Here is a 22,044-nt window from a genome sequence, read left to right as displayed (position 1 = left end):
ATAATGGGAGTGGACGGTCTGACCGCGGCGCTGTCCTTAGGGCGCACCGTGCTCCTGCGCAGGAGCACGGCGCGATTAACGGGAGCAGATGGCCCCAGCAAGCGCTTGTCAGCCTAATCTCACCCCAGTTGCGGCGGCGCTTCGAACCTGTCGATCACCCATTCCTCCGCCTGGGCGCCGCCGATCCATTCCTGCATCCAGGGGTGGTTGATCACCGCGCGCATATAGGCCTCCGCAAAGCGGGCCACGGGGAGCTGATAGGTGATGAAGCGGGTCACGACCGGCGCGAACATCACGTCGACCGCGCCGAACTCCCCGAACAGAAACTCCCCTTCGCCGCCATAGCGGGCGCGGGCTTCGGCCCAGAGCTGCATGATGCGGGCGATGTCCTGCGCCACCGCTTCGGACGGCGGGACGGGCGGGTAGATCTGGCGGATGTTCATGCTGTGCTCGCGGCGCAGCGCGGCGAAGCTCGAATGCATTTCCGCCGCCATCGAGCGAGCCATGGCGCGGGCGGCGGGGTCGGCGGGCCAGAATCTGTCGCCGCCCGATTTCTCGTTCAGATATTCGACGATGGCCAGGCTGTCCCAGACGACCGTCTCGTCCCCATCCCAGAGAATCGGCACCTTGCCCGACGAGGGCGCGAATTCGTCGCCCTCCCGCCGTTTTTCCCACGCTTCGTCATAAAGCGGGACCACGACTTCCTCGAAGGGAAGGCCGGATAGCTTGCACGCCAGCCAGCCGCGCAGCGACCAGCTCGAATAGGCCTTGTTGCCAATGAACAGCTTCATCATGCGTTCCGTCTTAGAGTCCGTTTGAGAAATCGCGGAAGAGCGATTTCCGAGGCGGCACCAGCCCTCTCCCCCACCCGGCCACCCAACGGCAGTATTTTATGGGTGGCCGGGTGGGGGGAGAGGGCTGGTGCCGCAATGCGCCAATAGGCGCATTCTCAAACAGGCTCTTAGACGGCAGAGGCAAGGGAAGTCGAGAGGATCGCGAACATCGTCCGCCCGCCGGAACAGCAATTGTTTTGGCGGCGATAAATTTCCAATCCAAAATGGGGGCTGGCTGACGCGGGCTTTGGGCCCTAGATGTCTACCAAATTACTCATAGAGAGCTTGGGGCGGAATATGGATTGGTTGCACGCGATCGCGGGCCTTTTTGTGGGCCTGATGGTCGGCATGACCGGCGTGGGGGGCGGATCGCTGATGGCGCCGATCCTGATCCTGCTGTTCGGCGTCGCGCCCACCACGGCGGTCGGCACGGACCTGTGGTTCGCGTCGATCACCAAGGCGGTCGGGGGCGCGGTGCACCATCATCAGGGCGGGGCGGACGGCGGCCCGGACTATGAAGTGGTGAAGCGGCTGATGATCGGCAGCATTCCCGCCTCCCTGATCGTGCTGGCGATCCTGTCGCAAATGCATCTCGGGCAGATCAAGGCCGGGGTGGTCACGGGCGCGCTGGGCGTGGTGCTGATCGGCACGGCGGCCGCCACCCTGTTGCGCGGGCGGTTCCATCAATGGGCGCTGGCCCGCCGGGTCGGCACGGCGGACCGCTTCACCCGCTGGCAACCGGCGCTGACCGTGCTGGCGGGGGCGTTGCTGGGCGCGATGGTGACGCTGACTTCGGTCGGGGCGGGCGCGATCGGCGCGACGTTGCTGCTGGCGCTCTATCCACTGCGCATGCGGATGCAGCGGCTGGTGGCGACCGACATCGTCCATGCCGTGCCGCTGACCCTGGTGGCGGGGCTTGGCCATTTGTGGATCGGCAACGTCAATCCGGTGCTGCTGGTCAACCTGCTGGTCGGATCGCTGCCGGGCATCGTGATCGGGTCTCTGCTGGCGACGCGCACGTCGGATCGCGTGCTTCAGCCCTTGCTGGCGGCGGTGCTGGTGGTGGTGGGATGGCGCCTGATCGCCTGATCCCGGAGGTCATTCGAAGGCAACGGCATGAGCCCGATTCGGCCAAGCCGTCGCCTTCCAGCGCATGGGTCATGATGCGCGATGGCAAGGGGCGCTAGGCTTCCAGTCCCAGAACCTTGCCCATCTCCGCCAGGTCCATGATCTCGATCACGGCCGGAGTCGTGCCATCCCATTCCTCGTTCAACTGCTGAATGCGATCGAAGGCGGGCACCATCGACGGATGGCGGACCTCGCTGATCTCATATTGCGGAAATCCGCCGCCGGGCAGGGAGAAATAAGCGATTCGGAACGGCGTGTCCTTCATCCGCCCCTCATGAACCACCTCCAGCCCGTTGCCGCAGAGATGCGCATAAGCGGCGTCATATTCCTCGGGTGAGGCGAATTGCGGCGAGACATGCTGCATGCCTTCCTGCCCGGCCGCGATATAGTCCAGAAAACCGCTGGGGGCATCGTTGAGCTGTTGGATAAGCTCGAACTGGATGGCCCCCGAATAGCCGAGCGCGAGGTCCACGACGGGGGGCTTCGACAAACGGCCGCGATAGCGATAATCATCGTCCAGCGCGAGGTTCCGGAAAACAACGAACGGGCCGACGCCCGTCAGTTCGCTCCAATAGCGCATGGCGGCGTCGATGTCGCGGACGATGACGCCGATCTGCCGGATCGAGGCGGACAGCTTGTTGAGTGCCCTGACCCCGTTCGGCCATTCGGGCGCGGTGCTTCCAGTCATTATTGCATACTCCTATCGCGGTTTTCGACGTCGGGCAGCCATTGGCGGCCGCTCGGCCCGTCGGTTGCGCCGGTTCAACCCGGCTCGGGGACCTTGTCGATCAGCGGCATGAGAATCCGATTGCACTCTTCGATGGTGATCACCTCGTCCGGCGGGCAGATGCGGTAGCTGGCGCCGCCGACCCAGATATTCTCGCCCGTCAGCTTGCAGTCCTCATTATAGTCCCAGACCATGATCCGGTCGGTGGTCTGGATGACCATCTCGTCGAGCTGATGGGCTTCGATCGGAGCGCCGAAATGGATCGCGATCGCGGCCGGCATGAAGATATGGAAGGTGACCCTGGTGGAGAAACCCGTATCGTCGACGCGAAGCAGTTCATTTTCGAACATCATGACGCAGATATTGGTCTTGACCATCGAACCGTAGAGAGCTTCGACCCGGTCCCGGCCCTTATAGGGAACGGGCGCGCCGCCGACATACATCAGATAATCGGGGTTCTCGACCGTCAGGTCTTCCGCAAGTATCTCCTCATACCGCCCGCAGACCTCCAAAATGGCGTGGCGGCGGTAATTGATCAATATCTTGCGATGCCGGGGATTGGTGACTTTCCTGAGCAGATCGTCGGCCGCCTTGGTCAACAAGCGAATGTCATATTTCATGTCCGTCTCCTGAAATGCGATTTAAACCGTGAATCGTTTCATCATATCCGCTTCGCGCGCCGATGTCAGCTTGCCATTGGGGGATGCGGGCCTGGCGGGGACTGCCGATGTCATCCTTTCGGAACGATGTCGTGGAGGCGCCAATCCGGGCGTTCGAGCGTGACGATGCTGATCAGATCCCGATAGGGCTCGACCCCATGCGCGAGCCTGCGTTTGTCCGGGTCCCATTCCAGCAGCGAAAGCGCGGCGGCACGGAAAATGCTCAATCGCGTGACATCGATCTCGACAAAGCGTTCCCATATGAACTGCTGCGGCTCCCGGCTCGAAAGGTTCCGCAGAATATCCTCCGGCACATGCAATGTCCGGCTCGACCGGATGCGGAGCACGCCCTCGGTACGCGCCAGGCCCGCCAGGACATGATCGGTGAACCATCGGTCCGCCGCTTCTCCCCCCGTGGGGAAGCGGATCAGCCCGGTCCAGCGGAACGCCGCCGGTTCCTCGGTCGCGGAAGGATGATTGTCGATCCTGATCTGGGGAATGGCGGGCACCCAGGATTGGGCGATCGGATGGGGACCATCCATGCTCCCCGACCAGCCGCCATGATAGGGGTCTTCAAGGGGGGTGTCGCTTTCCACGTCCTGCCTATCCCACCAGGTCAGCACGAGCGGGCGGTCCATGATCTCGAAGTCGTTGAACCAGAGTTCGGTCCAGCGATAATTATAATGACCGAGCGGGCTGAAGTCCTCCCGCTCCGGGATCGCCCGCCAACTCTGATAGCGGCGGAGCCATGGCCCCATAGCTTCCACGGCTTCGGGCGCATGATGACGCCAATACCATCGTTCCCAGCGCGGCAAGGCGTCGAGGGAATTGAGGTTCATCATATAGACGTTCCGGATCATCATGGCCTCTTTCGATTTTCTCTTCGACGTTGCGACGCAGGCAAGGGCGCTTCAGCCGGTCATGACAGGGTCGAGGTGAACGCGCCCAGTTTCGCAAACGCCTCCAGCATCGGCGCGCTGCTGATCTTGTCATTCCCGCCCTGATCCGCTTCGAGGCGGGCGATCGTCGCAAGGGTGTAAGGGCCTTCCCGCCCGCAAGCGCATCCGCCATCGAAGTCGATCGTGACAAGATCTCCGGAGAGCGTGGCCGGCCAGAAACTCGTTGCCAGCAGGTCGTAGACGAGCAGCCTGCCCGTCTGTCTGCCCTTGCGCGGCCTGGCCTCTCCGGTTCGGGGGTCGAGCACCATGTTGATCCCCCAGGGCAGGGGATGAAAATGGCCCTGGGAGCAACCTATTCCGCCCGATGTGGTCTCGCTCATCCCATAATTGTCCCTGATGGGATAAGGGAATATTTCGCGAAGCGTTTCCTGCCATCCATCGGGGAAGTCGAAGCCTTTGGTGCCGCCGGCGGTTATGATGACGCTGTCGGGCGACCATTCCGCCTTGATGCCGCGTTCCTTGCAGATCGCCGCCAGCTCGTGGAGCTTCTGGAGGAAGCTGAAGATGAGGACGCGCTTTCCCTTCTGTCCGACGATTGCTTCGTCGATGAACGCGTTGGTCATGGCGACCATGTTCCGCAGCCGTTCGTTGACCTGATGGGCGATCTGCTTTTCCGCGTCGGAGAGGATGATCTCCTCCCCCATGGTTTCGGCGCGGCGAAGCCGGCTGGCGAGACTCAATTCGTCGGCGGTCACGCAGCCCTTGGCAAAGGTCTTCACCAGATGCTCTTGGCCGGCATAGACGGTGCGTCGCAGCAACTCTATGAAATAGCTGTAGGATTGCCGGCCGCTGTCCGCAGGCCATGGCATCAGGAGCGTGACGTCGCCATCGCGAATGTCCATGCCGGGCTCGTCGCGATAGGGTTCGAACGACCGGACGAGCAAAGCGAGCTGGGCTGCGTCTTCCGGCAGGCCTCTTGGCAGGATCGATATTTTGCCGGTCGTTCCGGACGAGGATATGGGCCGCATCGGCGTCGCCTCCTCGATGCGGCGAAGCCAGGATTCCAGGGACGCGCATTCGGAAACGTCGATATGCGAAAGGTCGAAAGCGGTCAGCGCGTCGAGCCAGGCGGTCAGGCGGTCATAGCGCCCTTCTTCGACATCTTGCGCGGAATAGGATTTATAGACCGTGTGAGGCAGGCCAAGCCTGGCCAGGTCGGAAAGATCGTTGATCTGCGTGATCCCGGCTTCGGAAGCGAGCCGATCGAGCAGGGCGATCCTGGGCCGCAATTCCTGAAAGCGGCGTTGCAGGAGCGAGAGTTGAATCGCCTCCAATTCTTCCCCGCCGATGGCGAAGAGGTCGGCGGTCGGCATTTCCAGGAAATATTCCGGTGCTTCGGACAATAATTTCGCCTGTTCTGCGAGGCGCTCTCCATGCTGCATGATTATTGCCTTTTCGTTTTTTGGACTGCCAAGCATCCCCACCAGCGTTCCCTTGCGCTGTTGAATCGATAATAGCAGCAGCTCTCCAGCGGTGCAATGAAACGATTCATATTTGAGGGCGGGATTTCACGCGCGCACCGGCATCTTCCGCATGCCCCGCTCTGGCGGCCTTCGAGCTTTCGGCCTCGGGAACCTGGCGACGGGCGATCCAGAGCAGCGCGAAGGCCGCGAGCGAAGCGGGTAGGCTGGCGAGGATGCCGATGGACAAGCTGCCTTGGGCGGCCGACACTTTGCCGACGAGATAGGGGCCGAACGCCGAGCCGATGAAGGTGCTCATCAGGGACAGGATGGCGGCCGCCGTGCCGCGCATGCGGGGCATGACCAGCTCCTGGATGGTGGCGGCGCCCGCGGGCAGCCACATGATGCCGAAGAACACGACCGGGACGTTCAACAGGAAGAAGACCGTTGGATTCCGGGTGATGCACATGCCGATCACGAAGGGGATCGGGATGATGACGGAGGCCAGGCCGACATGAATCCGGCCTGCCGGGCTTCGGCGCAGCATCAGGTCTGCCAGCCGTCCGCCCGATATGACGCCCAGCATGCCGAATATGGTCGTGGTGAGGCCCAGCACGGTGCCGACGGTCGCTTTATCCAGGGCCATGGAGCGAAGGGCGAGCGGCGCGGTCCAGAAGCCGAGATTGATGGTCAGCATGGAAGCGAGGCTGAAGCCCAATGTCGCGCACATGAAGGCGGGCGTGCGCCAGGTCAGGGCATGGGCCGCCGGATCGCGGGTCCGCAATATCTGCGCGGAGGAAAAGATGGCGTAGGACACCAGGCCGAGCGCAAGCCATTGCAGCACGTCGCCCGTCGCATGGATGAGCGCCCAGCTCAGCAAGATGGCGAAAGCCGCGAAGAGGATGTTATGGCCGAATATGCGCGGCCCGCAGCGCGCCGTCTGATACAGGGTGAAGGGCGGGATCACGCTCGCGACATCGTCGAAGAAGCTTGACCAGAGGCCCGGCGTGCTTGGCCTTTCGATTCCGTCGGCCAGCCCCCGCAAGGGTTCGCGCAGCGTCGCGACGACCACCGCCAGCGCCATGCCCGGAATCGCCAATATCAGGAAGGCCGCCTGCCAGCCCTCTAGGCCGAATGGTCCCACTTTGCCGAAGGTCTCCGTCCAGCGGACCACCACGAAGGCGCCAGCGGTGAAGGCCAGGCCCTGACCGAGATAAAGGCCCGCGCCATATATGCCCAAGGCCATCCCGCGACGCGTGCGGGAGAACCAGTCGGACAGCAGCGAGTAGGAGATCGGCGCCGCTGCGGCCTCTCCGATGCCCACGCCGATCCGCGCCACGACAAGCTGCCCGACATTCGCCGCCAGCCCGGAAAAGGCGGTCATGGCCGACCACAGTACCAGGCATACGGACATCAGGCGAACGCGCCTGCACTGATCGGCCAGGCGGCCCAGCGGATAGCCGAACAGGGCGTAGAACACGCCGAACGCCGTGCCATGCAGGAAGCCGAGCTGGGCGTCGGTGAGCTGAAAATGCCGCTTAACGTCTTCGGCCAGGATCGAGAGGATCGTGCGATCCATCCAGGCGACGGAATATACGCCCAGAAGGACGAAAAGAACGAAATGGGCGTAACGGCCATCCGCCAGATAGGGGGAAGCGGCCGGCCCGGAATGGCCTTTGCCGGAGATATGGCGCGGGCCGCTGACGGTCTCTCCCATTTTATTCGTCCTTTATCCGAACGGCGTCAGCCTGTTCACTTTGACATGGAGGCCGTCCGGTCAGGGACCGGCGCGGCGGAGAGCCTTCAATCCACCAGTTGCGCGATCGAGCCGGTGATGCAAATCCCCGCGCCATCGGCAGCGTAATTTTTGTTGATGAAGATCATCACGGAGGTGAGCGCTTCGGCCGCCGCCGAATTTGCGAGCGGCCCCGCATGGAGACCGCGCAGCCCGGCCGCTTCTGCAAGCGCCACGACGCGCGCCCGCGCTGCCTTCTGATCCCCGAATATGAGCACGTCGCAATCGACATTGTCGTCGGTGGCGAGCTTGTGGGCCGCGACATTGTGAAAGGCCGACACCAACTGCGCATCGTCCCCCAGCATGCGTTGCGCGACCAGCGCGGCGCAGCCTTCGGGCGGGAGTTGCACCCGGGCGACCTTGGGTGGCATGAGCGGAACGGTCGTGTCCACGACCAGCTTGCCCGCGACCATCGGCCGTATGTCCTCCAATATCGCGGCCTGGGAGGCGAAAGGCACGGTGACGACGATAATGTCGGCCTGCCTTGCCGCCTCTCCATTGCTGGCTCCCCGCATCGCCGGAGAAGCCAGTTGCCCGTTCAGTCGGGAGGCTTCGGCTTCGGCTTTCGCCGCGTCGCGCGATCCGATGATCACCGGATAACCCGCCTTGGCCCACCGCCGCGCGAGCGCCCAGCCCAGATTGCCCGTGCCGCCTACGACCGCAATGGTCGGCTTGTCTGTCGTCATAGTGAATTCCCGCAGGTCATGAGTTGGGAGGAGGGAGGGCTTTTCGGCTTGCGCGCCGCGCCATGCGGCGGCGTCAGCACCACCGGAGCGAGGGGGGCGGCGGCGAAGGCCTTTGCGCGCCGTTCCTCGCCTGCATCGGCATAGAGGGTGGTGCGAAGCCGGGGTCGGCGTCCGATCGAGCCGATCGCCGCTTCCATCTCGGGCGGCGAGAATTCCTGTCCATGTTGCGCGCCCGCGGCCCTTGAGATGCTCTCATTCATCAAGGTGCCGCCAAAGTCGTTGGCGCCCGCCCGGAGGCAGTGCAGCGCGCCTTCCAGTCCCATCTTCACCCACGACACCTGAATATTGGGCACCAGCGGATGAAGGACGAGCCGACCGATCGCATGCATCAACACCGCCTCCCGGAATGTGGGGCCTTGGCGGGAGCGGCCGCGCAGGGCCATGGGCGCTTCCTTCGATACGAAGGGTAGAGGCACGAACTCCGTCAATCCGCCGGTGCGCTGCTGGAGACGGCGCAGGGCAAGGATATGGCGCGCCCAATGTTCGTACCGGTCGACATGGCCGAACATGATGGTGGAGGTGGTGCGCAAACCCACCCGATGCGCGGTTTCGACGATGTCCAGCCATGAAGCGGTGGACAATTTGTCGGGACAGATCTGGGCGCGCACCTCATCGTCCAGGATCTCGGCGGCGGTGCCCGGCAGGCTGGACAGGCCGGCATCCTGCAATCTTTCGAGAAATGCCGCTGGAGAGAGGCCCAGCGTCCCCGCGCCGTGATGGATTTCGAGCGGGGAAAAGGCGTGGATGTGGATGCCCGGCGCCGCGTCGCGGGCGGCGCGGCAAATGTCGAGATAGGTCTGTCCCGTATAATGCGGATGGATGCCGCCCTGCATGCAGACCTCGGTCGCGCCCCGATCCCACGCCTCGGCGGTGCGCCGAGCGATCTCGTCCAGGTCGAGATTATAGGCGGGTCCGCCCAGCGCGTCGTGGCGGCTGCCTTTCGAAAAGGCGCAGAAATGACAATGATAGCCGCAGATATTGGTATAGTTGATGTTGCGCGTCACGACGTAGGAGATCGCGTCGCCCGTGGTCTTTGCGCGCAGCCTGTCCGCCGCGTCGCAGATGCTCGCCAGATCATCGTCGCGGGCGGTGAACAGCCGGGCGACGTCATCCTCAGCCAGTTCGTCGCCCGCCATGGCTCGCTCGGTCAGCGAGAGGATCGAGGGGTGGGCGGACCGATGGCGCAAGGATGGCGCGGGAGGCGCAGGATGTCCGGCATCACCGACCGTCCAGCGGTCTTCCCGGGCAAAGCCGCCGCCATCGCTCCTGGCCAAGATCGCGGGCGTCAATGCCGGGTCGACCCACCGGTTCAGGTCGCGCAGGAAGTCGGGATAGAGAGGCAGGCGCGGAACCAGCGTCGCGCCCGCCGCGGCCGTATGATCGCGCAGTTTGGCGATATGGGGCCAGGGCGCCTCGGGATTGACATGGTCGATCGTGACGGGGGAGATGCCGCCCCAATCGTCGATCCCGGCGTCGAGCAGAAGCGGGTAATCGGACGCCGACAGGTTTGGCGGCGCCTGGATGTGCATTTGCGGCCCGAACATGATGCGGGCGGCGGCCAGCGTCCACAGCAGATCTTCCAGGTCCGGCTCTTGGGCCGTCGCCATCCTGGTCCCCGGCTTGGCGCGGAAGCTCTGGACGATGATCTCCTGGATATGGCCATGCCGCCGGTGCAATTCGCGGATCGCGCCCAGCGCTTCCAGCCGTTCGGCACGCGTCTCTCCGATGCCGATCAGGATGCCTGTGGTGAAGGGAATCCGCAGCTCGCCGGCAAGGGCGATGGTCGCCAGCCGGTTCGCGGGCGCCTTGTCCGGCGATCCATGATGCGGGCCGCCGGGCTGGCACAGTCGTTCCGATGTGCTTTCCAGCATCAGGCCCTGGGAAACGGACGTGGTTCTGAGCAACGCCATCTCGTCGCGGGAGAGGGTTCCGGGATTGGCATGCGGCAGCAGTCCTGTTTCTTCGAGGACGAGTCGCATGGCTTCGGCAAGATAGGATATGGTCGTTTCGTGGCCCAGTTCCGACAGGGCGTGGCGCGCCGCCGCATATCGCAGTTCCGGCTTTTCGCCCAGAGTGAACAGGGCTTCGGTGCAGCCGGCGTCGCGACCGGCGCGGGCGATCCGCAAAATCGCCTCGCGGTCCAGGAAGGCGGGCTCGCCGCGCCGGGGCGGCTTGGCGAAAGTGCAATAATGGCAGACGTCCCGGCAGAGATGCGTGAGCGGGATGAACACTTTCGGGGAGAAGGTGCGTATCCGGCCGTGACCCCCGTCGCGAATCCGGCGCGCCTGCGCCATCAAGGCGGGAAGCTCGCTGGAGAGCAGCCGATCGCCGGGATAAGAAGCCGCGCTATCCGATGTCGGATCGGGTTCAACTGACATGTGCATCTTCCTGTCGCATCCCATCTGAAGAGGGCATCGATTCCCGATTGTCGGGCGCAAGGGCTGGCGCCCCGTTCTTCAGCAGCGGGAGACCGTCATCTAGTAAATGAAACGATTCATTGCAAGATGGCGCGTGCGATGCTAGCCATGATGCGCGGGAATTTGAACGCCGCCTTGGTTTGAGCGCGTTTATCCCAGATCATTCAGGCACGCCCCGATGCGCGCAAGAAAAGGAGATCGGAATGTATCTTGAAAGGTTTCGCCTGGACGGGCGCCGGGCTTTGGTGACGGGTGGAGGACGCGGGATCGGCGCGGAGATTGCGCGGGCGCTGGCGGAGGCGGGCGCGGAAGTCGTGATCGTCGACATCGATGGCGAAACCGCCCAGCAAACGGCGTCGGCCCTGGTCGCGGCCGGGCGGGTCGCGCATCATCGGCAGGCCGATCTGACGCAGGCCGATCGGGTGGAGGCATTGGCCGAGGATGTCGGCCCGATCGATATTCTGGTCAACAATGCGGGCATCGTGCTTGTCATGGACCCGCTCGAAACCACGGCGGCGGCATGGAAGCGCACGATGGAGGTGAATGTCGACGCCGTCTTCTACTGTTCGCAGGCTTTTGGGCGCCGCATGGTTGAAAGGGGGGCTGGTTCGATCGTCAATATCGGCTCCCTGGCTGGTTTCGGTGGCCTGCGTCCGCAAAATCCGCTGCCCTATTGTACCAGCAAGGGGGCGGTGCACACCCTCACCAAATCGCTGGCGGTCGCCTTTGCGCCCCATAATGTGCGGGTGAATGCGGTCGCTCCAAGCTATATCGCCGCGCCGATGACCGATCCGGCGGAAATCGGCGGAGAGGTTCGCGCCTGGGCCGAGGTCTGGATGGACATGACGCCGATGGGGCGGTTCGGAAAGCAGGAGGAAGTGGCTGCGGCGGTCCTGTTCTTGGCGAGCGACGCGGCAAGCTATTGCACCGGCGCCATAGTGCCGGTCGACGGCGGATATGGGTCCGTGTGACGGTCTGCGGGCAGGCGGCGGCCGTTTAGGCCGCCGCCGGACGCGGTTTGTCCTCTCACGTTTTAAACCGCCGCCGCCGCGTCTTTTTTCGGCTTTGCGGATTTGCGTTTGGGCTTGGCGGGTTCCGTTGCTCGCGGCGCGCCGATCGAAGGGCGGGCGATATAATGCGTCGGCACGATCACATGCCGGGCCTCGCTTTCGGCGGTGCCGTTGATCCTGTCGAGCAAAAGGGTGGCCGCCAATCGGCCGACCTTGGCATAATCCCAATCGATCATCGCGATCGGGGGTGAATGAAGCTCCGCCAGGTCCGAATTGGCGGCGCCGATCACCGAAATATCCTCGGGAATGCGCAGGCCCCGGTCGTGCACGGCCCGGAGCACGCCTGAAAGCATGTCCATGCCGCCCGCCAATATGGCGGTGGGGGGCTCGGGCCGTTGCAGCATGTCGGTGGCGACGTCGTAGGCCGCGCTAGCGAGGAAGCTTTTCGAGGAGAGCAGGGTGGGATCGGGCGACAGGCCCATTTCCGCGAACGCCTCCTGATAGCCCTGCAGACGTTCGCGCGCCAGATAGAGGTGCTGATCGCCGGTGATGAGCGCGATGCGCCTGTGGCCCAGCTCCAGCAGGCTCTTGGTCGCCTGAAAAACGCCGGCGCGATGGTCGACGATGACGGCGTCGAAGGATGCTTCGTTGCGATCGAACAGCACGATCGGCACGTTCAGTTCCAGCAGGAAATCCCGGAATTCCCCGACGATCGGCGTGTAGTTGCCGAATATGATCCCGTCGATCCGGCGCCGGGACAGGCTGGAAAGAAGGGTGCGCTCGCGTTCCTCGCGGCCTTCGGTGTTGGAGATGAGGAGCGAGAAGCCCGCCGCGTCCAACGTGTCGTGCGCGGCGCTGATGAACGCCATCAGCGGCGGGATGGTGAGATCGCGCAAGATGCAGCCGATCGTGCGAGTCGATCCCACGCGCATGCTCTGGGCGATCGCGTCGGGCTTGAAGCCGAGCTGGTCGATGGCCTCCAGCACTTTCTTGCGGATCGCCGGCTTGACGGAATTATGATTGTTGAGGACGCGGGAAACGGTTCCAAGCGATACCTCCGCCAATGCGGCGACATGCCTGATCGTGGGTCTTGTATCCTGTTTCGCCACCTTATTCTTACCCGCATCTTCCCGGCATGTCGGCCCGATGGATAAGGGACCCGCCGTTTATCGATTATGTGCCTGTCCCCTACGACATAGGGCGAAACCGGGATCGATGCAAACATCAGAAGCATCCCTTCCCGATTCCCCTGGCGGCGGAGCAATCGATATTCGCTCTTATATGAAACGTTTCATTGACAAGTTCGATTCGAACGGTATAGGTGCGCGAAACGGCTTCGCCATGCCTGAGCCATGCTCGGCTGCGGAAAATCGACAATGAAGAAGGGGGAGGACGCGAATATGCGGTCACAGGCACTATATTCCGGTCGGACGGGCTCGCGCTCAAACAGCGTGCGGTCCCGGCTGTTGCATGGCTCCTTGCTGGCGCTCTCCGCCGCATCGGCTCCTGCTGCCGCAAACGCCCAGTCAGCGACGTCGAGCGTGCGCGAGGCCAACCAATCGACGGCGCAGTTGGAAGAGATTGTGGTCACCGCCCAGCATCGCAGCGAGCGTCTTCAGGACGTGCCGATCGCCGTGACATCCCTGTCGGCGGCGGCTCTTTCGCAGCAGGGCGTGTCGAGCACTTCCGATCTCGCCCAGGCGACGCCAAGCCTGATCTTCAACAGTCAGGTCGGTGGCGCCAGCCCCTATATCCGGGGCGTCGGATCGGACCTCTTCGATCCCACATCGGAAGCCGCGGTCGCGATCTATGTCGACGATGTCTATATGGCGGCGCCGCTCGCCAATCTCTTTTCCCTGAAGGGCGTCAAGCAGATCGACGTGCTCAACGGGCCGCAGGGCACCTTGTTCGGCCGCAATGCGACGGGCGGCGTCATCCAGGTCCAGACGCTGGAGCCGACGCAAGAGCCCCATCTGGATTTCGCCGTGACATATGGCAATTACGACTATGTCAGCGCTTCGGTCTACGCCTCGACCGGTCTGAGCGATGCGGTATCGACCAGCATTTCGGCCTTGTATGAGGATCAGGGCCAAGGATATGGCCGCAATTTCTTCGACGGGTCGGAGATCAACAAGCAGGCGATCGGCAATATATCGGTCCGCAACAAATGGAAAATCGATCTGTCCGACGCGACGATCGTCCATGTCTCGGCCGACTATACCGACATCGCCAATACGATCAGTTATCAGCGGATAGCTGGGTCTTCTTCCCCCCTTCCGGGTGCTTCCGAACCGATCGGTTATCCGGGAAAGTTCAACGTGAACATCAATCAACCCGATTCTCTTTCCGTCAAGTCAGGCGGCGTCTCACTGAAAGTCGATCATGATTTCGGCTGGGGCAATCTCACCAGCATTTCCGCCTATCGGAAATTGCGCAGCGTTTACGGGCTGGATCAGGATCAAACGGACTTGCCCGTCATCGACATCCTCTGGAATACGCGCTTCCGCAATGTTTCGCAGGAACTGAGGATCGCCGGTCAGGGCGATGCGGCCCTGAGCTGGATGGTCGGCGCATTCTACTATAATGCGCGAGGGTCCTATGACGATTTCGCGGTCAACGGCACGGTCTATGTGCCTTTCGACCAGCAGCGGACGGAATCCCTGGCCGGTTTCGCTCAGGCGACCGTTGAAGTCCTGCCCGGCCTGAAACTGACGGGTGGAGCGCGCTATACCTGGGAAAAGCAGAGATTCTTCTTTCCGGCGGGTGGATTGACCGATAGCCAAAGCGTGAAGAAGCCGACGTTCAGGGTCGCGCTCGATTATAAATTCACGCCGGACATTCTGGGCTATGTCTCCTTCAATACGGGCTTCAAGAGCGGCGGATATAATCTGCTTCAGCCCGGCGGAAAATTCGATCCGGAGAAGCTGACATCCTATGAAGCCGGCCTGAAAACCGAATTGTTCAATCGCAAGCTTCGCCTGAACATCAACGGCTTCTATTATGACTATACGAATCAGCAGGTGAATGTCTCCGAATTTGGCGGGAATGTCGTCGATAACGCTGCCGGGTCGAGGATAAAGGGCTTTGAGGCGAATTTCGACTATGTTCCCACCGCAAGGCTGAAGCTCAGCGGCGCCCTGTCGATCATGGACGGTCATTATACGGATTATTTCAACTATCAGCCGAGGGACGCCAACGGCAACAATATTGGCGGCCCCGTCAACGCAAAGGGCGAGACCACGGCTCGCACGCCGAAGTTCGTCGGCAATATGTCGGCAAGATACAGTCTGCCCACCCAAATTGGGGAGATCGTTACCAGTCTGGGCGTCCAATATAATGACGGCTATTATTGGGTGGCGGACAAGCGGCTGCGCCAACATTCCTATACGCTGATCAACGGCAGCATTTCCTGGACGCCCGGCGACGGCCCGCTGGACATCAGGCTGTGGGGCAAGAATCTGCTCGACAAATATTATTTCGTCATTGCGGGGCCTTCCGCCACGCCCGTTGGCGACAATCAGGTTCCGGCCGCGCCCAGAACGTTCGGCGCCACGCTGTCCTACCGCTATTGATCATATGAAACGTTTCATTGACGCGGTGCCGGACGAAGGGTAAATATGGTCCAAGGTCGGCGGAATGCCGATGGCTTGCACCCCCATGGAGAGAGGCGAGAGAGGATGGCCGAAGGCAATATAGTGTCCACGGAGAATATGGACATCGAAGAGAAGCTGCGGATCGAGAAGAACACCCGCAAATGGGTCAAGCATTTCATCGATAATGTCGAAGGGCAGACTTACGAGGAAGTCCTGGATAAGATGACGCCCGACAGCTATTTCGTGCTACTGGGAAACACCCCCGTTTCGGGCAAGTTCAGCAAGGAAGAATGTTTCACCAAGATGGCCCCGCAATATGAGCGCTATCTTGTTCGGCCTACCATCAAATTCTCGCACATCATGGTCGATGGCGACATGGCGCTGCTGCGCGCGGTGGGGCAGGGCGGCAAGGCCCGTTACGGCAGCTATTCGCAGCCTTATTACGGCTATTGGTTCCGCGCCGTGGAAGAAGGCTATGCCGAGATCATCGAATGGAACGATCCGATCGAAATGGCGACCAAAATGTATGGCGCCGCAGTGGTGCCGCCGGAGGACGATCGGGACGTCTGGACCATGGCGGGCGCCTGAACGCGGCCTACCGTCCGGGCTAGAGGCTTTCCCGGCCGGCAATGCCCATTCCACCCGCATCCGCCGGCGCCTTGCCGCCGGAGTTCTTGCTCAGGCGTCGGTGACGGCGAAGGCGCTGCAATCCATTGAACGGGCCGGCGTGCCGCTGAAGGCATGCCGGCGCGCCACATGCTTCGCGGCGTCGGTTCGGCTTGCGAATGCGGCCTATGCTTCAGTCATTGGGAAAGGGGGATATTGATGCCGTGCCCGGCCGTTCGTCGAAAGAGCCGATGGGGCGCCTTTCTGCTCCTTGCCCCGCTGCTGGCCTTGCCGGCCTGCAACCGGTCGTCTGGCGCGCCGACCCAGGGGCGCGATGTCGACTGGGTCGGCTATGGCAATGGGCATGACGAGCAGCGTTTCGTGCCTGTCGCGCAGATCGACGACAAGAATGTCGGCCAGCTTGGACTCGTCTGGTCGCTTGATCTGGATGAGCAATCGGCGCTGGCGGCGACCCCGATCGAGGTGGGCGGGACGCTCTATTTCAGCGGCGCCTTCGGCCATATATATGCCGTCGATGCGCGGACCGGACGGCTGCTGTGGACCTATGATCCGCAGGCCAATGAGGCGGCGCCGCGCGATATTCGGCGCGCATGGGCGACCAATCGCGGCGTGGCCTATGCGGACGGCAAAATTTTCGTGGCGACCCGCGATTGCAGGATGGTGGCGGTCGATGCGCGGACCGGCAAGCTCGTCTGGCAGAGCAGCTTCCTGGTTCCCGGCAGCAATTCGACCAGCACCGGCGCGCCCCGGGCCTTCAAGGGCAAGGTGATCATCGGCAACAGCGGATCGGAATTCGGAAGCCGGGGCTATGTGACCGCATTCGATGCGAATACGGGCAAGCTCGCATGGCGCTTCTTCACCGTACCTGGAGACCCCGCGAAGGGGTTTGAAAATGATGCGATGGCCATGGCCGCGAAAAGCTGGTCGGGGGAATGGTGGAAATATGGGGGCGGCGGTACGCCGTGGAACGCCATCACCTTTGACGAAAGCTTCAATCAGATACTGATCGGCACCGGCAATGGCGGCCCCTGGAACAACAAGTTCCGATCGAATGATCCCAAGGGCCAGGACAATCTGTTCCTGGCGTCGGTCGTCGCCGTCGATGCGGATAGCGGGGCATATAAATGGCACTATCAATATAATCCCAACGAGGTTTGGGATTATAAGGCGACCGCCGACATCATCCTGGCCGACATCGCCGTGCAGGGCAAGACGCGCAAGGTGATGATGCAGGCGCCGACCAACGGTTTCTTCTATGTCATAGATCGCGCCGACGGAAAGCTGATTTCGGCCGGGAAGATCGGAAAGGTGACCTGGGCCGACCATATCGATCTGGCCACCGGCCGGCCGGTCGAGCGGCCCGGCATTCGCGGCGAAAAGGGGGCCGCGATCATCTATCCGGACAATTACGGCGCGCATAATTGGCAGGCCATGTCCTATAATCCCCGGACCGGCCTGGCCTATATTCCCTATATGCAGTCGGGCATGAAATATGGACCCGCGCTGACCAGGGCGGAGGCCGTGGACGTCGATCCGAACGAAAAGCGGATCAGCTTCCGCATTGGCGCCGCCATCGAGCCCATGAAAGATCCCGGCGATCGGCTCGACGGCAAAGGGTCGCTGCTGGCCTGGGATCCGGTCGCGCAAAAGGTGCGATGGCGCGTGGATTATCCGACTTCGCTCAACGCCGGTACGTTGACGACTGCGGGCAATCTCGTTTTCCAGGGCACGAATAGAGGAAAATTATACGCCTATTCCGCGACGACTGGGGAAAGACTGTGGAGCTTTGATACCAAGCTGGGCATTATCGCTCCGCCCATCAGCTATTCGGTGGATGGTCGCCAATATGTGTCTATCCTCGTGGGCTATGGCGCCATGGGCGGCATGGGTGGTCCGGGCCCTGATCAGGGCTGGAAATATGGGCTTCAGCCGAGGCGGCTGCTGAGCTTCGCCCTGGGCGGAAAGGCGAGCCTGCCCGCGACGCCGCCTCCGGATTTCGCAGTGCATAAGCTGGACGATCTGCGCCTTGCGCTTGACCCGAAACGGGTTCGGGCCGGGGCGAAAGTCTACGCCGTGCTGACATGCGGCATGTGTCACGGCGCTGCCGCGATCGCTTCGGGCAACGCGCCGGATTTGCGGGAGTCGGGCGTGGCGCTGGACCGGTCCGCATTCAAGGAGATTCTGAAAGGCGGAGCGCTCGTCTCGCGGGGAATGCCTCTGTTCGACGACCTTTCGGACCAGGAGATAGAGGATCTCTACCAATATATCCGCGCCCGCGCGCGTGCGCGGGACACGGAGCAGGCCGAGGTGAGAGGGGGGCTCTGAGATTGCACGGCAACGGCTTTCGGGGCGAACAAGGAGATGGCGATATGTGTGAAGCAACGCGTGAACTGGTCCGCCAATTCGCGGATCATCTTGAGTCCGGACGGCCTGAGCAGGCCTTCCGCATGCTCAATGCGGACGGGCGCTACATCCTGACGGGCACAACGCCCGCGTCGGGCGTTTATGAGGGGGTGGACGATCTTTTCACCCGCCTGGCGCCGCACCTTTCGCGCTTCACGGGCGCGCCGGACATCAAGGTCTCGGACGTGCTGGTGGATGGCGACAAGGCGTTTCTGCGCGCGTCCGGGCGCGCGGCGGCCGCATATGGAACATATGATCAGCCCTATTACGGCTTTTTCCTGCACGCCAAGGGCGATGGCTTTGCGGAGATAGTCGAGTTTCTCGACACGGTGCAGATCGAGGTCGCGCTTTTCGGCAAGAAGCTGGTGTCGGCATAGCGGATGGAGCAGGCGCAGGCGGACATGCCGCCTGCGCGCTTTGCCAAGGGGCGCCCCGCTAAATCTGGGCGCGCCCGCCATCGACGAAAAGCTCCGAGCCGGTGACGTAGCTCGAATCGTCGGAGGCGAGGAAGAGGGCCGCTTTCGCCACTTCCTCCGGCTCCCCGACGCGGCCAAGCGGCACCAGGCTGGCCATGCGGTCCAGCAGGGCTTGTTGCTGATCGGCATCGGGACCCGCCAGTCCGACCAGGGCAGGGGTGCGAATGGGGCCGGGGCTGAGCGTATTGACCCGGATATGCCGGTCCTTCAGGTCCAATATCCAGTTGCGGGCGAAATTTCTGACGGCCGCCTTGCTGGCGCTGTAGACGCTGAACGACTCATTGCCCATGCTCCCCGCCGTCGATCCCACCAGGATGACGGACGCGCCCTCCACCAGCAGGGGCAAGGCGGCCTGGACGGTGAAGAACACGCCTTTGACATTGCGGTCGAAAACATCGTCGAAATGCGCTTCGGTCACGTCCGCGAGGGGGATGATCGCGCCGCCGCCGGCATTGGCGAACAGCACGTCGATCCGCCGCTTGTCCGCCGCGATCGTCCTGAACAATCTTTCCAGATCGTCCTTCCGGGCCGAGTCGGCCTGGATGCCGGCAACATTCCCGCCGATTTGCGCCACCGCGGCATCCAGTTCGGCCTTGCGGCGGCCGGTAATATAGACAAAGGCGCCCGCCTCGACGAAGGCTTGCGCGGTGGCAAGGCCAATGCCGCTGCTTCCTCCCGTGACGACCGCAACCTTTCCGGCCAATTTGCTCATGCCTTCTTCTCCGTTCGCGGCGGTCAAAGCCGCCAATGATGGGCTGCGCGACAAGAAAGGCCCGGCGCCGATGTCCGCAGATGGGTGACGGAACGTCTCCGCGATTGGATCGTCTGCAAGGGAGGGAGAAATATCCGGTCCCGCGCCGGGCGCATTCCCTGGATCACGGCATATAGGCATGCATGGCATAGTGTCAATGAAACGATTCATGTCGAAATGATCCGCATCCGCTTCCCCGTCGGCTTGGGCGCGAGCGATAGGGTGCTCCTCCCGGAATAACGGCGGCGGAAGGGGCATGCGGGAGCCGGGTTTCATGCAAACGCCACAATAAATATGAAACGTTTCATTGACAGCCGCCATGGGGTGCGGTAGGGGCAGGAGGAGCGCTGGATTGCGGGAAGATTCCAATGGGCTTCTTGCCGCGGGGCGGCGGAGACGGCGGTTAGGTGTAAGATGGTCTCGTCCGATCGGCGCAAAAAGAAATTCGAATTCAACTGAGGATGTTGGCATGAGGCGAGTGGGTATCGATGTTGGCGGAACCTTCACGGACGTCGTTCTCATCGACGATGAGTTGGACCGTCACTGGTCGGTGAAGGTCCCAACCACGCCCGCCGACCGCGTCATAGGGGCGATCGAGGGTTTCAAGGCGATCCTGGAGATCAGCGCCTACAAGAGCGAGGACATCGATTTCGTCGGTCATGGCACGACCATGGCGACCAACATGGTGGTCGAGCATAAGGGGGCCAGGACCGCCCTGGTGACGACCAAGGGGTTTCGCGACATATTGGAGATCCGCCGGGTGTCGCGGCATGATCGCGCCGATCTGTACGATCTTCAGTTCGAGGCGCCCCGCGAACTGGTCAAACGGCGCTGGCGGCTGGAGGTCGACGAACGCATCGACGCCAAAGGCAATATCGCCAAGCCGCTGGACGAGGAGGAGGTGAAGGCGCTGGCCGACCAGCTCGCCGGATCGGACATCGAGGCTGTCGCCGTGTGCCTGCTTCACTCCTACACCAACCCCGCGCATGAACTGCGCGTGGCGGAGATATTGCGGGAGAGGTTGCCGGATCGCTTCATCACCACCTCCCACGACGTCAATCCGGAACTGATGGAATATGAGCGCACCAGCACCGTCGTCATGAACGCGATGCTGGGTCCGGTGTGCAGCCGCTATATCCGCACCTTCAAGGGCGCGCTGCGCGAACTCGGCTTCGGCGGCGAGCTGCTCTTCATGCAGTCGAACGGCGGCCTGGCCCATCCCGACTTCGTGGAGGCGCGGCCGGTCGTGCTGCTCGAATCCGGGCCTGCGGGCGGCGTGAGCGCGACCACCCGCGTGACGGAGCGGCTTGGCCTTTCGAACTCGATCCTGGGTGACATGGGGGGCACGACCTTCGACGTGTCGCTGATCCGCGACAGCAAGCCGGAGCTTCGCACTTCGGGCCTGCTTCATTCCTATACCGTGCGGTCTCCGACGATCGACATCGACTCGGTCGGCGCCGGCGGCGGGTCCATCGCCTGGATCGATGTGGGCGGCGGTGTGCGCATCGGCCCCGAAAGCGCGGCGGCGGACCCAGGCCCGGCCTGCTATGGGCGCGGCGGCACGCGGCCGACCGTGACCGACTGCAACCTCGTGCTTGGCTATATCGATCCGGACAGCTTCCTGAACGGCACTTTCCCGCTGGATGTAGAGGCGGCGCGGCGGGCGATCGAAAAGCATCTTGCCGAACCGCTCGGCACCTCCGTCCTGGAGGCGGCGCGGACCGTCCGGGCGGTGGCCAACGCCCTGATGGCGCAGGCGATGCGGCTGATGACGGTCGAGCGGGGCTATGATCCGCGGGACTTCGTCTATGTCTGCTATGGCGGCGCCGGTCCCGTTCACGCCATCGATCTCGCCAGCGAGCTGGAGATCAGGAAGGTCGTCGTGCCTGCGTTGCCGGGCCTGTTCAGCGCCTTCGGCATGACCGTCGCGGATCAGTCGATCGACAGGCAGACCTCGATCGAGAGCGAACTGGCCGCGCTTGATCCTGAAGCGCTGGCGGCGATGTTCGCCTCGCTCGAGACCGAAGTGCGGGCCGACCTGTCATCCTATGTCAGCGGCGGCGCCGACATCCGGGTGACGCGGCGGGTCGATTGCCGATATGCCGGCCAGCCGGAGGCGATGACGGTCGACATCGGGGAAGGCGCGGTGGACGTGGCGGGCATCCGCGCCGCTTTCGAGGCCGCGCATATGCGGCAGTGGAATTTCATCAAGCCGGATCAGCCGATCATCTGCGTCAACATCCGGGCGCGCGCCGAAGCGGAGACGGGTTGGCGCGGAACCATAAGGTCGAGCGACGGGACATCCGATCTCGAACCGTTGCAGACTTCGCGCGTGCGCCGCCTCTATCTGGGTGGGGAGATGATCGACGTTCCCGTCTTCAAGCGCGGCAGGCTTCGCGATGGCGACCGGGTGCACGGCCCGGCCGTGATCGAGGAAGCGAGCAGTTGCCTCGTCGTCGACACCGGGCACGTGGCTTACCTCGATGCCTTCAGCAACCTCATTGTAGAGCTCTGACAGCG

General features: G+C 62.8%; 17 protein-coding genes. 7 read left to right on the top strand and 10 right to left on the bottom strand.

Annotated features, from left to right (window positions below; genetic code table 11):
* Positions 1 to 119 precede the first annotated feature (119 nt).
* Positions 120 to 794, bottom strand: a complete 675-nt coding sequence (locus HUK72_RS09185; RefSeq protein WP_176596518.1) for a glutathione S-transferase family protein — start codon at positions 792 to 794, stop codon at positions 120 to 122.
* A 336-nt stretch (positions 795 to 1,130) separates the two neighbouring features.
* Here HUK72_RS09185 and HUK72_RS09180 point away from each other — a divergent pair, with 336 nt between their 5' ends.
* Positions 1,131 to 1,922, top strand: coding sequence for a sulfite exporter TauE/SafE family protein (locus HUK72_RS09180; RefSeq protein WP_176596517.1), 792 nt, complete (start codon positions 1,131 to 1,133; stop codon positions 1,920 to 1,922).
* Positions 1,923 to 2,016: 94 nt separating this feature from the next.
* Here the strand turns inward: HUK72_RS09180 and HUK72_RS09175 are convergent, their stop codons facing one another.
* From HUK72_RS09175 to cofH, 7 genes are all read right to left on the bottom strand, one after another.
* The gene (locus HUK72_RS09175; protein ID WP_176596516.1) at positions 2,017 to 2,649 is read right to left on the bottom strand and encodes a VOC family protein; all 633 of its coding nucleotides are present in this window, start codon (positions 2,647 to 2,649) and stop codon (positions 2,017 to 2,019) included.
* A gap of 74 nt (positions 2,650 to 2,723) precedes the next feature.
* Positions 2,724 to 3,308, bottom strand: coding sequence for a hypothetical protein (locus tag HUK72_RS09170; protein WP_025547170.1), 585 nt, complete (start codon positions 3,306 to 3,308; stop codon positions 2,724 to 2,726).
* Positions 3,309 to 3,418: 110 nt separating this feature from the next.
* On the bottom strand, positions 3,419 to 4,210 hold the full coding sequence (locus tag HUK72_RS09165) for a hypothetical protein (RefSeq protein ID WP_176596515.1): 792 nt from the start codon (positions 4,208 to 4,210) through the stop codon (positions 3,419 to 3,421).
* A 56-nt stretch (positions 4,211 to 4,266) separates the two neighbouring features.
* Positions 4,267 to 5,688, bottom strand: a complete 1,422-nt coding sequence (locus HUK72_RS09160; protein ID WP_176596514.1) for a hypothetical protein — start codon at positions 5,686 to 5,688, stop codon at positions 4,267 to 4,269.
* A 106-nt stretch (positions 5,689 to 5,794) separates the two neighbouring features.
* Entirely contained in the window at positions 5,795 to 7,423 is a 1,629-nt protein-coding gene (locus tag HUK72_RS09155; protein ID WP_176596513.1) for an MFS transporter, read from the bottom strand.
* Positions 7,424 to 7,509: 86 nt separating this feature from the next.
* On the bottom strand, positions 7,510 to 8,187 hold the full coding sequence (gene npdG / locus HUK72_RS09150) for an NADPH-dependent F420 reductase (RefSeq protein ID WP_176596512.1): 678 nt from the start codon (positions 8,185 to 8,187) through the stop codon (positions 7,510 to 7,512).
* Positions 8,184 to 10,625: a 5-amino-6-(D-ribitylamino)uracil--L-tyrosine 4-hydroxyphenyl transferase CofH gene (cofH, locus tag HUK72_RS09145; RefSeq protein WP_176596511.1), complete on the bottom strand. Its 2,442-nt coding sequence runs from the start codon at positions 10,623 to 10,625 to the stop codon at positions 8,184 to 8,186. Before cofH ends, npdG begins: the two co-directional genes overlap by 4 nt.
* 242 nt (positions 10,626 to 10,867) lie before the next feature.
* Here cofH and HUK72_RS09140 point away from each other — a divergent pair, with 242 nt between their 5' ends.
* Positions 10,868 to 11,635: an SDR family NAD(P)-dependent oxidoreductase gene (locus HUK72_RS09140; RefSeq protein WP_176596510.1), complete on the top strand. Its 768-nt coding sequence runs from the start codon at positions 10,868 to 10,870 to the stop codon at positions 11,633 to 11,635.
* 62 nt (positions 11,636 to 11,697) lie between these two features.
* On the opposite strand, the gene HUK72_RS09135 is transcribed toward HUK72_RS09140, so the two are convergent.
* Complete coding sequence (locus tag HUK72_RS09135; RefSeq protein ID WP_218035943.1) at positions 11,698 to 12,783, bottom strand: LacI family DNA-binding transcriptional regulator; 1,086 nt, start codon at positions 12,781 to 12,783, stop codon at positions 11,698 to 11,700.
* 432 nt (positions 12,784 to 13,215) lie between these two features.
* Between HUK72_RS09135 and HUK72_RS09130 the strand changes: the two genes are divergently transcribed.
* From HUK72_RS09130 to HUK72_RS09115, 4 genes are all read left to right on the top strand, one after another.
* Positions 13,216 to 15,246 (top strand): TonB-dependent receptor domain-containing protein, encoded by a 2,031-nt coding sequence (locus HUK72_RS09130; RefSeq protein WP_218035942.1) that lies wholly within the window; start codon positions 13,216 to 13,218, stop codon positions 15,244 to 15,246.
* Positions 15,247 to 15,351: 105 nt separating this feature from the next.
* A complete protein-coding gene (locus HUK72_RS09125) occupies positions 15,352 to 15,855 on the top strand; it encodes a hypothetical protein (protein ID WP_176596508.1) in 504 nt (167 codons plus the stop codon).
* Positions 15,856 to 16,092: 237 nt separating this feature from the next.
* On the top strand, positions 16,093 to 18,219 hold the full coding sequence (locus HUK72_RS09120) for a PQQ-dependent dehydrogenase, methanol/ethanol family (protein WP_176596507.1): 2,127 nt from the start codon (positions 16,093 to 16,095) through the stop codon (positions 18,217 to 18,219).
* Between the two features lie 44 nt (positions 18,220 to 18,263).
* Entirely contained in the window at positions 18,264 to 18,674 is a 411-nt protein-coding gene (locus HUK72_RS09115) for a nuclear transport factor 2 family protein (protein WP_025547189.1), read from the top strand.
* Positions 18,675 to 18,732: 58 nt separating this feature from the next.
* Here the strand turns inward: HUK72_RS09115 and HUK72_RS09110 are convergent, their stop codons facing one another.
* Positions 18,733 to 19,485 carry an SDR family NAD(P)-dependent oxidoreductase gene (locus HUK72_RS09110; RefSeq protein ID WP_176596506.1) on the bottom strand — a complete coding sequence of 251 codons (753 nt, stop codon included), beginning with the start codon at positions 19,483 to 19,485 and terminating at the stop codon, positions 18,733 to 18,735.
* Between the two features lie 508 nt (positions 19,486 to 19,993).
* Between HUK72_RS09110 and HUK72_RS09105 the strand changes: the two genes are divergently transcribed.
* Positions 19,994 to 22,039: a hydantoinase/oxoprolinase family protein gene (locus tag HUK72_RS09105; protein WP_176596505.1), complete on the top strand. Its 2,046-nt coding sequence runs from the start codon at positions 19,994 to 19,996 to the stop codon at positions 22,037 to 22,039.
* Positions 22,040 to 22,044: the final 5 nt, after the last annotated feature.

This window comes from Sphingobium sp. 15-1 (genome assembly GCF_013375535.1).
Taxonomy (GTDB): domain Bacteria; phylum Pseudomonadota; class Alphaproteobacteria; order Sphingomonadales; family Sphingomonadaceae; genus Sphingobium; species Sphingobium aromaticivastans.
The sequence above is the reverse complement of the archived record's forward strand: the minus strand, read 5'-3'. Positions and strand labels throughout refer to the sequence as shown.

Bases quoted from the DNA above. Each gene is read 5' to 3' on its own strand.
- HUK72_RS09120 (WP_176596507.1), top strand. From the start codon at position 16,093: ATGCCGTGCCCGGCCGTTCGTCGAAAGAGCCGATGGGGCGCCTTTCTG.
- HUK72_RS09160 (WP_176596514.1), bottom strand. From the start codon at position 5,688: ATGCAGCATGGAGAGCGCCTCGCAGAACAGGCGAAATTATTGTCCGAA.
- HUK72_RS09115 (WP_025547189.1), top strand. From the start codon at position 18,264: ATGTGTGAAGCAACGCGTGAACTGGTCCGCCAATTCGCGGATCATCTT.
- HUK72_RS09105 (WP_176596505.1), top strand. From the start codon at position 19,994: ATGAGGCGAGTGGGTATCGATGTTGGCGGAACCTTCACGGACGTCGTT.
- HUK72_RS09185 (WP_176596518.1), bottom strand. From the start codon at position 794: ATGATGAAGCTGTTCATTGGCAACAAGGCCTATTCGAGCTGGTCGCTG.
- npdG (WP_176596512.1), bottom strand. From the start codon at position 8,187: ATGACGACAGACAAGCCGACCATTGCGGTCGTAGGCGGCACGGGCAAT.
- HUK72_RS09165 (WP_176596515.1), bottom strand. From the start codon at position 4,210: ATGATGATCCGGAACGTCTATATGATGAACCTCAATTCCCTCGACGCC.
- cofH (WP_176596511.1), bottom strand. From the start codon at position 10,625: ATGTCAGTTGAACCCGATCCGACATCGGATAGCGCGGCTTCTTATCCC.
- HUK72_RS09155 (WP_176596513.1), bottom strand. From the start codon at position 7,423: ATGGGAGAGACCGTCAGCGGCCCGCGCCATATCTCCGGCAAAGGCCAT.
- HUK72_RS09110 (WP_176596506.1), bottom strand. From the start codon at position 19,485: ATGAGCAAATTGGCCGGAAAGGTTGCGGTCGTCACGGGAGGAAGCAGC.
- HUK72_RS09125 (WP_176596508.1), top strand. From the start codon at position 15,352: ATGGCCGAAGGCAATATAGTGTCCACGGAGAATATGGACATCGAAGAG.
- HUK72_RS09175 (WP_176596516.1), bottom strand. From the start codon at position 2,649: ATGACTGGAAGCACCGCGCCCGAATGGCCGAACGGGGTCAGGGCACTC.
- HUK72_RS09140 (WP_176596510.1), top strand. From the start codon at position 10,868: ATGTATCTTGAAAGGTTTCGCCTGGACGGGCGCCGGGCTTTGGTGACG.
- HUK72_RS09180 (WP_176596517.1), top strand. From the start codon at position 1,131: ATGGATTGGTTGCACGCGATCGCGGGCCTTTTTGTGGGCCTGATGGTC.
- HUK72_RS09170 (WP_025547170.1), bottom strand. From the start codon at position 3,308: ATGAAATATGACATTCGCTTGTTGACCAAGGCGGCCGACGATCTGCTC.